Source organism: Rhizobium sp. Leaf341 (assembly GCF_001424325.1).
Lineage (GTDB): Bacteria > Pseudomonadota > Alphaproteobacteria > Rhizobiales > Rhizobiaceae > Ferranicluibacter.
In genome coordinates, this window is sequence record NZ_LMPE01000005.1 from 353,034 (window position 1) to 366,066 (window position 13,033).

The 13,033-nt window shown below is 63.2% G+C and carries 12 protein-coding genes and 1 tRNA gene; 6 read left to right on the top strand and 7 right to left on the bottom strand.

Annotation, left to right across the window (positions count from 1 at the left end):
• Positions 1 to 371 precede the first annotated feature (371 nt).
• Positions 372 to 1,373: an alpha/beta fold hydrolase gene (locus ASG03_RS08845; protein WP_062693433.1), complete on the top strand. Its 1,002-nt coding sequence runs from the start codon at positions 372 to 374 to the stop codon at positions 1,371 to 1,373.
• Here the strand turns inward: ASG03_RS08845 and hisN are convergent, their stop codons facing one another.
• Positions 1,374 to 2,147 carry a histidinol-phosphatase gene (gene hisN / locus ASG03_RS08850; protein WP_062693303.1) on the bottom strand — a complete coding sequence of 258 codons (774 nt, stop codon included), beginning with the start codon at positions 2,145 to 2,147 and terminating at the stop codon, positions 1,374 to 1,376.
• Positions 2,148 to 2,576: 429 nt separating this feature from the next.
• Entirely contained in the window at positions 2,577 to 3,461 is an 885-nt protein-coding gene (locus tag ASG03_RS08855) for an N-formylglutamate amidohydrolase (RefSeq protein ID WP_062475265.1), read from the bottom strand.
• Positions 3,462 to 3,678: 217 nt separating this feature from the next.
• On the opposite strand from ASG03_RS08855, the gene cpdR1 reads away from it, so the two are divergent.
• Together cpdR1 and ASG03_RS08865 are read left to right on the top strand one after the other, a co-directional pair.
• Positions 3,679 to 4,041 (top strand): response regulator CpdR1, encoded by a 363-nt coding sequence (gene cpdR1 / locus ASG03_RS08860; protein WP_018327941.1) that lies wholly within the window; start codon positions 3,679 to 3,681, stop codon positions 4,039 to 4,041.
• Between the two features lie 106 nt (positions 4,042 to 4,147).
• A tRNA-Val gene (locus ASG03_RS08865) sits at positions 4,148 to 4,222 on the top strand.
• A gap of 108 nt (positions 4,223 to 4,330) precedes the next feature.
• On the opposite strand, the gene ASG03_RS08870 is transcribed toward ASG03_RS08865, so the two are convergent.
• Positions 4,331 to 5,161, bottom strand: coding sequence for a DUF1206 domain-containing protein (locus ASG03_RS08870; RefSeq protein ID WP_162241370.1), 831 nt, complete (start codon positions 5,159 to 5,161; stop codon positions 4,331 to 4,333).
• A gap of 254 nt (positions 5,162 to 5,415) precedes the next feature.
• Between ASG03_RS08870 and ASG03_RS08875 the strand changes: the two genes are divergently transcribed.
• Both ASG03_RS08875 and ASG03_RS08880 read left to right on the top strand, forming a co-directional pair.
• Positions 5,416 to 5,853, top strand: coding sequence for a plastocyanin/azurin family copper-binding protein (locus ASG03_RS08875; RefSeq protein WP_062693305.1), 438 nt, complete (start codon positions 5,416 to 5,418; stop codon positions 5,851 to 5,853).
• Between the two features lie 197 nt (positions 5,854 to 6,050).
• Entirely contained in the window at positions 6,051 to 6,269 is a 219-nt protein-coding gene (locus ASG03_RS08880; protein WP_156379864.1) for a CopG family transcriptional regulator, read from the top strand.
• Between the two features lie 93 nt (positions 6,270 to 6,362).
• On the opposite strand, the gene ASG03_RS08885 is transcribed toward ASG03_RS08880, so the two are convergent.
• Together ASG03_RS08885 and ASG03_RS08890 are read right to left on the bottom strand one after the other, a co-directional pair.
• On the bottom strand, positions 6,363 to 6,548 hold the full coding sequence (locus ASG03_RS08885) for a hypothetical protein (RefSeq protein ID WP_062693307.1): 186 nt from the start codon (positions 6,546 to 6,548) through the stop codon (positions 6,363 to 6,365).
• Between the two features lie 31 nt (positions 6,549 to 6,579).
• Positions 6,580 to 7,431, bottom strand: coding sequence for an endonuclease/exonuclease/phosphatase family protein (locus ASG03_RS08890; protein WP_062693308.1), 852 nt, complete (start codon positions 7,429 to 7,431; stop codon positions 6,580 to 6,582).
• Between the two features lie 148 nt (positions 7,432 to 7,579).
• Here ASG03_RS08890 and ASG03_RS08895 point away from each other — a divergent pair, with 148 nt between their 5' ends.
• Positions 7,580 to 8,548 (top strand): lysylphosphatidylglycerol synthase domain-containing protein, encoded by a 969-nt coding sequence (locus tag ASG03_RS08895; protein WP_062693309.1) that lies wholly within the window; start codon positions 7,580 to 7,582, stop codon positions 8,546 to 8,548.
• Positions 8,549 to 8,624: 76 nt separating this feature from the next.
• On the opposite strand, the gene ASG03_RS08900 is transcribed toward ASG03_RS08895, so the two are convergent.
• Together ASG03_RS08900 and treY are read right to left on the bottom strand one after the other, a co-directional pair.
• Positions 8,625 to 10,139 carry a phospholipase D-like domain-containing protein gene (locus ASG03_RS08900; RefSeq protein ID WP_156381776.1) on the bottom strand — a complete coding sequence of 505 codons (1,515 nt, stop codon included), beginning with the start codon at positions 10,137 to 10,139 and terminating at the stop codon, positions 8,625 to 8,627.
• Between the two features lie 98 nt (positions 10,140 to 10,237).
• The gene (gene treY, locus ASG03_RS08905) at positions 10,238 to 12,871 is read right to left on the bottom strand and encodes a malto-oligosyltrehalose synthase (protein WP_062693310.1); all 2,634 of its coding nucleotides are present in this window, start codon (positions 12,869 to 12,871) and stop codon (positions 10,238 to 10,240) included.
• Positions 12,872 to 13,033 lie beyond the last annotated feature (162 nt).

Genomic DNA, 13,033 nt, shown 5'->3' on the forward strand with positions numbered 1-13,033 from the left:
TTTCGCCCTTCCGGGCCGGACGCGGTTCCCCGCCGCTCCGGCCCTTTTTTCGTCCCGGACCCACCTTGCCTGCGAACGCTGGCAAGACGTCCAGGCGGGCGCGTGTTCTTTGACGGCATGCCGCCTTTAAAATAGGTCTGCTGGTCGAGGATCACGGGTTCGATGGCCTCGTCTGTCGTTCACCCGCCTTAAACACCGAAGCGCTAGGGTGTCGGCGACGGCACCGCACCCGAATGCCGAGACCGCCGATCGGAACATTGATGCAGACACCCTCCGCTCCGCAAAGCCAGAACCTCACCCAGGAGCCCGACGCCGGCGCCATGACCGCACCGCGCGCGGCGGACGGCCCGCGGGCCGCGGATGCGACGCAGTTGACGCCACGACTGTTTCCGACACCGGACAATCCGATCCCCGCCGCCGCTGCCGATCCACGACGCCATACCGTCGGCCTTTTTACCGGGACCGGCGGGCGACGCCTGCGCTACGCCGTCTTCCGCAGCGGCGACACCGCCGCCAAGGGCACGGTCGTCCTGCTGCATGGACGCAATGAATCGATCGAGAAATATTTCGAGATGATCGGCGATCTCCTCGCCCGCGGTCTCTGGGTCGCAACCTTCGACTGGCGCGGACAGGCTGGCTCCGAGCGCCTTTTGAAACAGCTGCGACGCGGCCATGTGCGCCGCTTTTCCGACTATGAGCAGGACCTGTCGATCTTCCTCGAAAAGATCGTGCTACCGGATACGCGCCTTCCGTTCTTCCTGGTCGCGCATTCCATGGGTGCGCTCGTGGCGCTCGCCCAGGCACCGCGACTGGCAACGCGCATCGACCGCATGGTGCTGAATGCGCCCTTTGTCGCACTGGGCAACCAGCGAATGAGCCACGGCAAGATCGGCCTGCTCTCGGGCGCGGTCAGCCTGCTCGGCCTCGGCGCGCTCGCCTTGTCGAAGGAGCAGCCCATGCTCTTTCCACAGAACCTCGTCTCGTCGGATCCGCTGCGCTACGCCCGCAACGCCGCCATCGCGCAGGCGCATCCCGAATTGGCGCTGGGGGCGCCGAGCGCGCGCTGGCTGCACGAAACCTTCCGCGCCATCCGGCGCGTCACGCGCCGTGAGCATCTGACGCGCATCACCGTGCCGACGCTCCTTTTGGCACCGACCCGCGACCGGCTTGTGCCCTATGCTGCCGTCGAAGCCCTGGCGCGCAATTTCCGCGCAGCCACCCTGATCCCGATCGACGGCGCCCGACACGAGGTCTTCCAGGAGGACGATCGCTACCGCGCGCAGGCATTGGCCGCCATCGACGCCTTCATTCCCGGAAGCGCAGGCCCGGACGTGACGGAAAGCCTGAGCGGCGACGACATGCTCGTGCTCTGATTACCCCTTGAGCATTGCCAGAGCTTCGGCATGAACGGCTGCGCTGCCCGCCGCGAGCACCTCTCCGCCCATCTCCGCGCGGCCGCCGTTCCAGTCGGTGACGATTCCGCCCGCCTGCTCGATCAGCGGAATGAGGCCGCCGACGTCGTACGGCTTCAGGCCGGCTTCGATGACCAGATCGATATGCCCGGCTGCCAGCAGTGCGAAGGCGTAGCAATCGCAGCCGTAGCGGGCGAGCTGGACCTTGTCCTGCACGGCCTCGAATTTTGTCCTGACGTCGCCATGGAACAGCGAAGGCGATGTCGTGAACATGGTTGCTGCCGACAGCGCGCCGCAGTCGCGGGTCTGGAGCGTCCCTACGCCCTCGGGGCCTTGATAGTGCGTGACGCCGTCGGCGGCAAAAAAGCGCTCGCCGGTGAAGGGCTGGTCCATCAGCCCCATCACGGCGCGCCCCTTGTGATAAAGGCCGATCAGCGTCCCCCAGACCGGCAGGCCCGAGATGAAGGCGCGCGTGCCGTCGATCGGATCGATGACCCAGACATAATCGCGATCGGCACCCACGGTGCCGTATTCCTCGCCCAGGATACCGTGATCGGGAAAGGTCGCCTCGATCAGCGCCCGGATGGCGCGTTCCGCTGCCTGATCTCCCTCCGTCACGGGATCGAAACCGGTTTCGAGCTTGTTGGAGACCCCGATCCCCATGCGGAACCGCGGCAGGGTCTCGGCCTTGGCTGCGTCGGCCAGGCGATCGAAGAAAAGACGGTCCGGCAGCATGGCACTCTCCTGAAACGACCCGTTCGAGCCTCGAGATGACGATGGAGGATGCTTAGACGAAATTATTTTGAAAAGAAATTGCAGAACAAGTTTTCAGCAATCGTGACCGACAACGCACATGTCATATGCAGACGGTGGCATTCCATCCGATTTCGCGCACAAATATTCGGCAATTTCAAAAATTATCAAACAAATTTCGTCTCTTAGCATGTCACCGATTCGTCACTCAAGCCCCAACGGTCTTGACAATGGTGCGCCGCAATATCACACTCGCCCTACAGTCACTCGTGGCTGTAGATACCCTCCTTGGGTGTTTCCTCCCTAGACTTAACCGCGCGACAAGCGCGGTTTTTTTTGGCCAGTGCCCGTGGCCAATGGTCAGGGCCACCCCGGTCAGGGCATGAAAGCCCCGCGTATCCTTGCGAAGATCTATTCTGCTGCGAGCGGCAGGCTCTCTGTCGAGCCCGCGACATGGGCTGCAAAATCGGCCACGAACGTGCCGAGGAGATGGGCCAGCCATTCGAATTCCGGCTTTTTCACCAGCGTCGTCTCGTCCACGTAGAGCCCACGATTGATCTCGATCTGCAAGGCGTGCAGACCGCGCGTCGGACGGCCGTAATGCTCCGTGATGAATCCACCGGCATAGGGCTTGTTGCGCGTCACGGTGAAGCCGAGATTTTCAAGCAGGGTTACGGCCATGCGGGACAGGTCCGCCGAGGCGCTGGTGCCGTATCGGTCGCCGATGATGATGTCGGGCCGCAGGCCACTCCCGGCCACCCGGACATTGCCGGGCATGGAGTGGCAGTCGATGAGGATTGCCCGCCCGAACAGCACATGCGTGCGTGCGATCAAGCGGCGAAGCGTTGCATGATAAGGCTTGTAGATCGTCTCGATTCGTTCGAGCGCATGCTCGACGGGCATGCGGGTGCGATAGATCTCCATGTTCTCGGCCACCAGTCGCGGTATGGTGCCGAGCCCGCCGGCGACGCGCATCGAGCTGATATTGGCATGCGGCGGCAGGGCACCGTCGAACATGCGCGGATCCAGCTCGTAGGGTTCGCGATTGACGTCGAGGAAAGCCCGCGGGAAATGCGCGACCAGCATCGGCGCGCCGAGCCCGACCGCGCGGCCGAAAAGCTCGTCCACATAATGATCCTCGGAGCGACGAATGGCGCGCGCATCGAGTCGCGACTGCGCCAGAAACGCCTCGCTATAGAGCCTTCCACTGTGCGGAGAGTTGAAAACAAAAGGGATTTTCTGATCGTCCGGCTCGCGAACGCAAAACAGGTCGTGTTCCCGAACCGTCTCCTCCATCGCGATCCTTTTTACCATGTCGTCATCTTGCCGCTTCGTTCATGTTGCCAGTTGCCCGCATCTGTGTCCATAGTCGCCCCTCACGAGGGTTGCGGGCTCGCGTGTCGCCCGGTCTTGACGTCCGGTCTTCACGGGATATTTACCCCATGGCGGTTTCATGAGGCGACCGCACCTTCCCGTCTATAGAGAAGACCTAGACAGCAACGGCTGGAAATCCATGAGTCCCAAAATTCTCCTCGCAGAAGACGACAACGACATGCGCCGTTTCCTGGTGAAGGCGTTGGAAAAAGCCGGTTACAAGGTCCTTTCCTTCGACAACGGAGCGAGTGCCTATGACCGCCTGCGGGAAGAGCCCTTTTCGCTCCTCCTGACCGACATCGTCATGCCGGAAATGGACGGTATCGAACTGGCGCGCCGCGCGACCGAGCTTGATCCCGATCTGAAGGTGATGTTCATCACCGGCTTTGCGGCCGTGGCGCTGAACCCCGACAGCAAGGCTCCGAAGGACGCCAAGGTCCTGTCCAAGCCCTTCCACCTTCGCGACCTGGTCGACGAAGTCAACAAGATGCTGGCGGCCTGACAGGTCACCAGCCCGGCCCCGCGCACCGGCGCTCTCCTTTTGTCAAAAAAGCATCACGATGCCTGTTGACGCTCAAAAAGGTTTGTGGTCTATGCGCGGCACGGATGGGCGTGTAGCTCAGCGGGAGAGCACTACGTTGACATCGTAGGGGTCACAGGTTCAATCCCTGTCACGCCCACCATCCTCTTCAAAAGCCCTGTTTCGACAGGGCTTTTTGCATTTCAGGGATTGGCCGCCACGACGCTTTCCGTTCGGTCGACGCGCCTTGGCGCGCGATACCCAGCTATCTTCACGACAGTCTGTCGACGGCCGACGCTGCCTTGGCGACGCCGCGCTTCACGTCAGCCTGTTCGGGTGCATCGATGCTGCGATAGCGCGCCTCGATGAAGCTGTAGAGGCCGAACGCGATCAGACCGGCTGCCGCCAGGGCGTAGAGATATGTGCCCGTCGGCAGGTTGCGGACCCAGTCGAGTGCTTCCGGTACGCTGCCGGCCTGGCCCGAATCCACCACGACCGCGGCGAAAAGGACGAACCCGCCGGTGATCGACAGAACGAGCCCACGCGCCGCAAGGCCGAAGACGGAGACGCCCCCGAGCAGGTTGCGCTTGTCGGACGGCAGCGAGAGACGCTTGCGGTACGCGCCGGAGATCCCCCGCCAGGCCTGGACGGCACCGGCGGCGATGATGACGGCGCCTGCGGCACCCACGAGAAAGCGGCCGAACGGCTGCTGCATCAGCCACGCCACAGGGCTCTTGCCTTCGCCCGATCGGTCTCCGGATGCCAGCACGAGGCGGGCGGCGGCCAGAGCGAGCGTGCCGTTGATGACGGCGCTTGCGAGATTGCCGGCGCGCGCCAGATAGCCCTTGGCGTTGTTCTCCTGGCGGTCGGCGTTGAGAAGCGCCTGCGCCAGCCGCCAGAGGACATGGCCGACCAGTCCGATGGCGACGGTTGCCAGAAGAAACCGGCCGAACGGCTGGCCAAGCAGGTTGGACAGGGCGCCATGCGTGCTGGCCTCTTCACCGGACGAAGAACCGATGAGGGCGATCAGGCCGAGCGTGATGTAGACGACGCCGCGCGCCGCATAACCCCATCTGGCAAGAAATTCGAATGTGTTGGTCATCGTCCCCCCGATCATGATGCTTCCGCATGTGCGCCGGCTGGATGCCGGATCGCCTGCGTCTGTTGGTCTGCTCTGTGTCAGGAAGATTGACCGGCCGCGCCGGATGTCAATGTGCGGTGGGCATTCCCCTCCCCTTGACGCTCGTATCGTCTGGACGGGTGATCGACAGGCTCTCTGAACCAAGCTCCAGCCTCGCAGTCGGAATGCGGACGCTCGTTCCCATACGACGCGAGTTTCAGATAAAGGATGATCCTATGACCTCTTTTTCCCGCTCGGCGCTTTCTCTCGTTGCAGCCGCTGGATTTGCTCTTCTCAGCACAACGGCCTTTGCCGCCAACACGATCAAGGTGGTGGAAAGCGGCGAAGGCGGCGGTGAAATGGGCCTCAGCCTGGAGCCTGCAACGGTCAAGGCGGGTGCAACGGTGTTCACCGTTCACAATGCAGCTGTCGGCGAAGAGCATGAGATGATCGTCGTGCGGCTGAAGTCGCCCGACCAGAAAATTCCGCTGAACACGGCCAAGCACCGCGTCGAGGAAGGCAAGCTGAAGAGCCTCGGCGAAGTCGAAGACCTGAAGCCGGGCGCCGACGGCCAGCTGAAGACGACCCTGAAGGCCGGCACCTACCTGGTGTTCTGCAACATCAAGGGTCACTACGAAGCGGGCATGCAGGCAAAGCTGACGGTCACGCCGTAACACCTGTTTCTCCAGGAGCGGTGGCCGGGGCACGGTCACCGCGTCCGGCGCCCTGGCTTCGCTCCGGCATAATACGCGGAAAGGCTGTCTTTGATGTCCAGCAAGCCTTGCCGAAGCATCTCTCGGTCGTGGCTTGCGGGAACGTTTGGGCCAAGGGCACGTTGTTGGCCATCGGCACCGGACAGCGAGGCTTCGGCATGACAAACTTTCCCGACGATCTCGAAGCGGCCTTGACGACGCACGCGCGGCAGCAGAACATTTCACGCGACGAGGCAATCCAGCGCATTGTCCGGGAATGGATGCGCACGCACGGATTTCTCGACAATATGGACGAGGCAGCGCCGCCCGTACCCGGCAAGCCGGATCCGGAATTCGTCCAATATCCGGGCTATTTCAAAGGCGACGGCAGTCTCTGACATATCTTCTGAAACGCAAAGGACCGCAGCAGAGATGCCGCGGTCCTTTTGTCATCGTCGTCGAGATAAACGATGCCAGCGAATTAGCTCCGGTCAGGCAATCCCGGCAGGATCACCGATCGGCAGCAACGCCGGATCGTTCGGGTTTTTCGTGTCGCCCGGTGTGATCACGGGCGGCACCGGTGAACTGTCCTGACCGCGGTCGGGGATCCCCGGCGTGGAAATCGGCCCCCGCGGCGTATCGGTTTCGGGCGTCGGAAGCGGGTCACGATTTGGCATGATCTCATCCTTTCCTGTTACATTCCTGCAGTTAACGGGTCGGGTTGGCGATGGTTCCGATCTTTCCCGACCCACCGATCCGCAGGCTTGCTTGCAGTGGCAGGTGGTCGGAGGCAATGCGGGAGAGCGGCGTGCGGACGGGCCCGGCGTAGACCGTCTCGATGTCTTCCGAGACGAAGATGTGATCGAGCCGCAGAAGCGGAAAGCGCGACGGAAATGTCGGCCCGATCCGCCTGCGTCTCCCACCCGCTTTCCCCGGATCGTCGCCGACCCGGACAGGCGGAAGCCTGCGCTTCAGAAGCCCGTAGGCGACCGAGGACGGGATGGCGTTGAAGTCTCCGGCAAGAATGACCGGCGCGTCACGGCAGGCGTCGTTGCCGATCCACGCGTCCCCGAGGAGCGCCTCGGCCTGGCGTCGCCGTTCGGTGCGGCCGAGGCCGAAATGCGTGTTGAAGATCTGGACGGTGCGACCGTCCACCTCGACCTCGACCCAGAGCGCGCCCCGGGTCTCGCCCATGGACGGGATGGGACCAGCCTTCACCAGCCGCGATGGCAGTGCCGTCAGGATGGCGTCGCCATATTGCTCTTCGCGGAAATGCAGCGCGGGATGGAAGTGTGCCGTCACCTTCAGGGCATCGGCGATCCGAGCTGCCTGATCGATACCACCGGTGCGCGCGCGGCCGACATCGACCTCCTGCAGCGCGATCACGTCCGGCTGCGCCGCCGCAATGACCTCGGCAATGCGCTCCGGATCCATGCGCCGGTCCGTGCCGATACAGCTGTGGACATTGTATGTGAGGATCGACAGGACGCTCGGCTGCGGCATGGAGGAGAATGGTGCGGCATGCGAGGGGATGAATGACGGGGCAGGATGTTCAGGCATGGCGAGGGAACCCGATGGGGGGCCAATTCGTTCCGTGCGACAAAGCGGTCGCGATCGTCGCGCCTGTGCCCTGATATGCGATGCGCAGGACAAGAGAAACGCCTGCCAACGCGGTTTCGGCCTCACGTCTTGAGAGAGCGACCATCGAATGAGCCTTCGGATTATCTTTCGCGTTGTCGCTGTCGCGGCCGTTCTCTTCGCCCTTTATCTGCTTTTCCAGACGCTGCGTCAGTATACGCTGGACGAAATCCTGACGGCCTTGCGGGCGATTCCGGTTTCGCACCTGCTTCTCGGTCTCGCATTCGCGGCGGCATCCTATGCATGCCTTTCTTGCTTCGATGCGCTGGGCGTCCGCTACACCGGCAAGCGCCTGCCCTTCTACAAGACAGCCCTCGCGTCCTTCGTCAGCCTGTCGATCGGCCACAATGTCGGCGTTGCCGCGCTCAGCAGCGGTGCGGTGCGATACCGCTATTACGCCCGCTGGGGCCTGACGGCCGAGGATGTGGCGAAGATCGTGCTCTTCTGCGGCGTAACGGTTGCGCTTGGCCTGATGACGCTCGGAGGCGCCAGCCTGCTGCTCCGCCCGCAGGACGCGGCCGATATGACCGGTCTCAGCCGCAGCGCGGTCTTTGCCATCGGCATCATTTCGCTGATCGCGCCTGTCGTCTACCTCGTGCTCTCCGCTTTCGTCCGCAAGCCGCTGACCATCAAAAGCTGGAGCTTCGACCTGCCGAAGCTGCCGATCGCCGCAGCGCAGATCGTCGTCGGTACGCTCAATTTCGCCTTTGTCGCAGCCAGCCTCCATCAGATGCTTTCGGCTTTCGCGGAGGCCGGCTATCTCAAGGTCGCCTCGGTCTCGATCATCGCCAATGTTGCAGCCATCATCAGCCACGTCCCGGGCGGCATCGGCGTTCTAGAAGCGACGGTCGCGCATATCCTTCCGGGTGCAGAATCGGTGGCCGCCGTCATCGCCTTCCGGGTGATCTACTATTTCATCCCGCTTGCCATCGGTCTGCCAACCCTGCTGATCAGCGAAATCCTCGTGAAAAGGAAGTCTGCGCTGTCCGCAGATGAAAGCGACGAGATGGACGGCCGACATGCAGGCTCGCCTGCCTGACGGCCCATCGCCGTTCGCAGATCGTTTCGATCAGTGTTTGAGAGGCGCACGGTGTGGAAGCGCGGCAAGCCGGCCGTCAGGTGGCACTGCCGAAAATGCGGCTGGCAATGGCGCTGGCGCCGCGACGCAGCGTATCGATCGGGTGGATCGGTCCGGCAGGATCAACGAGATCGGTGCCCGGCAGCGGATCTTCTTCGCCGTCCGTTAGGTCGATATCGAAATGCCGAAGCCCGCGCCGCCCCATGTTCAGCGCCTCCACCCCGTCATGCAGCGAGTTCAGACGTGCAATCGTGTCGCGGACCGCATCCGGCGTGCTGTCGAGATGCTCGGCGAGCAGCCGGTAGCGGATATCGGCGATGGCTGCGCGCTGTTCCTCGCTGACGGCCTCGATCGCCATGTCGGCTTCGGTGTCCATGCCTTCGGAGCGGTTGTTGAGATTCGACGAGCCCAATCGGAGAAACCGGTCGTCGATGATGACCAGCTTGGAATGGACCAGCACCTCCTGCTGCCCGTCTTCGTCGTCGCTCGGCACGACGGCATACATCACGCGCAGCCGGTCATAGGGGTCGTTGCGCTTCAGCCGGCGGATCAGCCGGTCGCGATTGGTGCCCATGATGACCTTCTCGATGAACCCGTGCGAGATCCGGGTCACGACGATCAGGACTTCGGGGCCGTCCGGCCGTGCCAACCGCTCGATGAGGATATCGGCGATGCCGAAGGCAGCAAGATATTGCGCTTCGATATAGACGACATGCTGGGCCGAGGTCAGCGCATCGGTCAGCATGTGAATGGATTCGTGGATACCCTCGTTGCCGATCGTTGCCGGTGTGGTCCGGGCGATCGCGACAGGGCATCCGGTCAGCGCCGGCGCCAGCGTTTCAGGCCAGGCGGTTTCCGCCCCGTCGACGGGCACGATTGTCTCGTCCATGGCATAGAACCAGCGTTCACGGCAGACATCGCCCAGCATGCGCGCGGCAGGTCCGGAAACGGCGGCCTGCATGTCGTGCACCGGCTCGTAGGCCTCGCCATCCGGCGTCACGCGCAGCGGATGGTCCGGCCTGTGGTCACTGTCGTCCCAGCGCCGCGCGGTCAGGTCGATTCCGCCGATGAAACCCGTGGTATCGTCGATGCAGACGATCTTCTGGTGGTGCGAGCCGCGCAGCGGATGATGCGTGTCGAAATTCAGATGAATGCGGGGATGGCTCGCCCAGCCCTTCTTGCGGAAAAGCTTCAGCGACTTGCCCGAATAGATGGGCCCCATCGCCCAGACGAGAATATGGATCTCGAGCCCAGGCTTGGCCTCGACAAGGGACAGCAGGAGGTTTCCCAGCGTCGGGCTCTCCGGATCTTCCGGCGTCAGGCGGATGTCGGGGCTGAAATCCCAGCCGATGATCCAGATCCGCCGCGAGGCAAGCCGCAAGGCCCGATTCAACGTCTCGAAATAGGCCTTGCCGTCGATCATGAAGGCGATCTTGTCTGCCGTCTCGCGACGCCAGGCATTCTCGCCAATTCGGATGATGCTTGTCTCGCTGTCGCCAGAAGACCCCTCTTGGAGAGGGCCACCGTCATTCTCCTGGCCGACATGATACACGTGCAAATCCCCCGACCGGTTCTTCAGGCCATACTCCGTGGCGTTTCCAAACGCCACGAATGCCGAAAAGTTCCGGGAGATTTCGACGGGTGGGGCAACTATTCCGTGATCAGGAGAAGATAGGGTGAGCCGTCGACGTCTCGCAGATCCAGCGTTTGCCCGACCTCGACCGTTCCGCCATGGAGGACATTGCGGTAGGACCGGCCGGCCAGACCGTCCGGCAGGGAGACCCGGATCGCATCGAAGGCTCTGCTGAGATCGCCCTTGCCGAGCAATCCGAGCACCTTGCAGGGAGCAACGATAATGGCGGCGGCATTGCCCGACCGGCGCGCATAGGCGACCACGCTGCCGCTCGCCATCCCGGAGACATCGAGCGGCTGATAGTCGCCATCCTCAAAAAGACTGGGCGACGCACGTCGCGCCGAGATCAGGCGTGCAGTCAGAGCGATTTTTGCCTGTCCGGATGCACGCGCCTCGGCATCGAAAGAAAACCCGTCGGCCGCTTCCAGACGTTCTGCCATGGCCGCATAGTCCGGCATGCGCCGATTGTCGGGATCGACCAGGCTGAAATCCGAACGTTCCGACCCCTGATAAACGTCCGGCACGCCGGGTGCCGTCATCTTCACCAGTGTTTGGGTGAGCCCGTTGACGAGCCCTGCCTGTGCGAAAGGCTGCAGCGTCCTCACGAAATCATCGCGAAACGCCTTGTTATCCGGCGAAAGAAGCCCGGCGGCAAACGCCTGCACGGCGCCTTCATACGCCTCGTTCACCTCGGACCAGTTGCTGCGCTGCTTTGCTTCCCGCAGCATCTTTTCCACATAGGCGGAAAAGCGCTCCGCCAAGGCCTCGAGCGCTGCGGCGTCCGGCGCCGACGACGTTTCTTCCCAGGCACCGGCGAGCGCCTGATAGAGCGCCCACTCGACCGCAGGCTCCGGCGCCGGGCCGTCATCGAGCGTCGTGATCAGGCGGATGTTCATGGCGTGCCAGCGGGACACGGCCTCTGCCCATTCGGCAGGCGCCTCGCTGATGGCATACAGCCTGGCACGCGCATCCTCGCCGCGCTTGGTGTCGTGGGTCGACGTGGTGGTGATTGCATGCGGCTGCTCGGCGGCACGGCGCCGCATCGCGGCATGGAAATGCGCAATCGACATCTCTTCCTCGGCCGGATCGCCGCCCACTTCGTTCAAGGCGAGAAGCCGGTGGTAGCGGTAGAACGCCGTATCCTCCATGGCCTTCGCCATGACCGGGCCCGTGACCTGCTGGAACCGGCTGCGGAACTCGAACGCGTCCCCCTGCGTCGCGCCGGACAGCACGGCAACGATGGCATCGAGCGCTTTGCGCCCGTCGGTCGACAGCGTTTCGGAAGCCTCGCCGGCGGCACGATCGAGAACCTTTCGATCGTCCGCGTTCATCGCATCCCGCATGCCGTAGGTCCGGTAGATCGGAAAAGCCGTGATCAAGGCCTTGAGTGCCGCATCCAGCGCTGCGGCGTGATGCTCTCCCCCGACCGAGGAACCTGCCAAAGCCACGAGCCGCTTGATCTCGCCCGCAAAGTTGACATCGAGCATGAGCGCCTTGGCGTCCTTCAGGATCGACGCATAGTCCTCACCACCGGCAAACTCCGTATACGCCGCATCAAGCGCTTTTGCCTGCGCGGAATCGACGAAAAGATGCGCCAGGGCCGCGATGAATTCGTAGCCCGTCGTTCCCGCAATCGGCCAGCTCGCAGGCACGCGCTCGTCCCCCTCGATGATCTTCTCGACGACGAGATAGACATCGGGACCGACCGCATCGCGCAAGGTCTGCAGATAGGCTTCCGGATCGGCGAGACCGTCGACATGGTCGATGCGCAGCCCATCGACCGTGCCGTCGCGGACCAGTTCGAGAATGAGGCGATGCGCTGCTTCGAAGACATCCGGCGCTTCGACCCGCAGACCGGCAAGGCCCGCCACCTCGAAAAAGCGGCGATAGCTGAGATCGCTCGCCGCCGTCTTCCAGTGCACGAGCCGGAACGCCTGTGCCGCGTGCGCAGCCCTGACCCTTTCGGTTGGCAAGCCGGAGAGAAACGTCGAAAGCGCCGTTCGATCAGCCTGCGAACCGCCCGCGATGAGGGTGTGCATCGTATGGTGGAAGGCCTCGTCTTCCTGTGCGGAGGCGGATGCGGCGAGCGCTGCGATCTTCGCCCCGAGCGTGCCTGGCGCACCCTCCAGCACCATCCCGTAGCTCGAAGGGTGAAGCGGGATGTTGCTCTCGTAGTAGCCGAGTGCGAGGTTTCCGGCGGTTTCGTCGAGCCGGATCTCGATCTCGGCATCGTCCAGGGCCTCGTCGAAGCTCTTGCCGAGTTCTGCGATCGTCAGGGGGCGGGACCAGTCGATATCGTAGTAGTGCGCATAGGGGCTTTGCTCGCCCCATTCGACGACACTCCGCCACCAGCGGTTCTCCAGCGATGCGGCCATATGGTTCGGCACGATATCGAGGATGAGCCCGATATCGGCGGCCTTCAGGGCTGCCGAGAGGCGATCGAAGCCCTCTCGCCCGCCGAGCGTCGCGTCGAACGCGTTGGGGTCGGTCACGTCGTAGCCATGCGTCGAACCTTCCGTCGCGGCAAAGATCGGCGAGGCGTAGAGATGGCTGATGCCGAGCGCCTTCCAGTGGTCGATCAGCGTGATGGCCTTGTCGAAGGTCATGCCGTTGCGGAACTGGAGCCGATAGGTGGCGATCGGAACTGTCATCGTGGAGGACTGCCTTTTGGAGAGGTCGGAACATGCGCAGGAGCCCGGCGCGCAAGGCGACGGACCTTGCTCGGGCGCAGCATGAACAGGCATCCCTGCCTGTTGGTTCCCGCCTCGGGCGGTGCGGGCGCAAACTCTTTGCCTGCGCGGAGGCAGAAACGC

Coding starts and splice junctions, on each gene's coding strand:
- hisN (WP_062693303.1), bottom strand. CDS start 2,147: ATGCTGCCGGACCGTCTTTTCTTCGATCGCCTGGCCGACGCAGCCAAG.
- ASG03_RS08855 (WP_062475265.1), bottom strand. CDS start 3,461: ATGGAGGAGACGGTTCGGGAACACGACCTGTTTTGCGTTCGCGAGCCG.
- cpdR1 (WP_018327941.1), top strand. CDS start 3,679: ATGAGTCCCAAAATTCTCCTCGCAGAAGACGACAACGACATGCGCCGT.
- ASG03_RS08870 (WP_162241370.1), bottom strand. CDS start 5,161: ATGACCAACACATTCGAATTTCTTGCCAGATGGGGTTATGCGGCGCGC.
- ASG03_RS08875 (WP_062693305.1), top strand. CDS start 5,416: ATGACCTCTTTTTCCCGCTCGGCGCTTTCTCTCGTTGCAGCCGCTGGA.
- ASG03_RS08880 (WP_156379864.1), top strand. CDS start 6,051: ATGACAAACTTTCCCGACGATCTCGAAGCGGCCTTGACGACGCACGCG.
- ASG03_RS08885 (WP_062693307.1), bottom strand. CDS start 6,548: ATGCCAAATCGTGACCCGCTTCCGACGCCCGAAACCGATACGCCGCGG.
- ASG03_RS08890 (WP_062693308.1), bottom strand. CDS start 7,431: ATGCCTGAACATCCTGCCCCGTCATTCATCCCCTCGCATGCCGCACCA.
- ASG03_RS08895 (WP_062693309.1), top strand. CDS start 7,580: ATGAGCCTTCGGATTATCTTTCGCGTTGTCGCTGTCGCGGCCGTTCTC.
- treY (WP_062693310.1), bottom strand. CDS start 12,871: ATGACAGTTCCGATCGCCACCTATCGGCTCCAGTTCCGCAACGGCATG.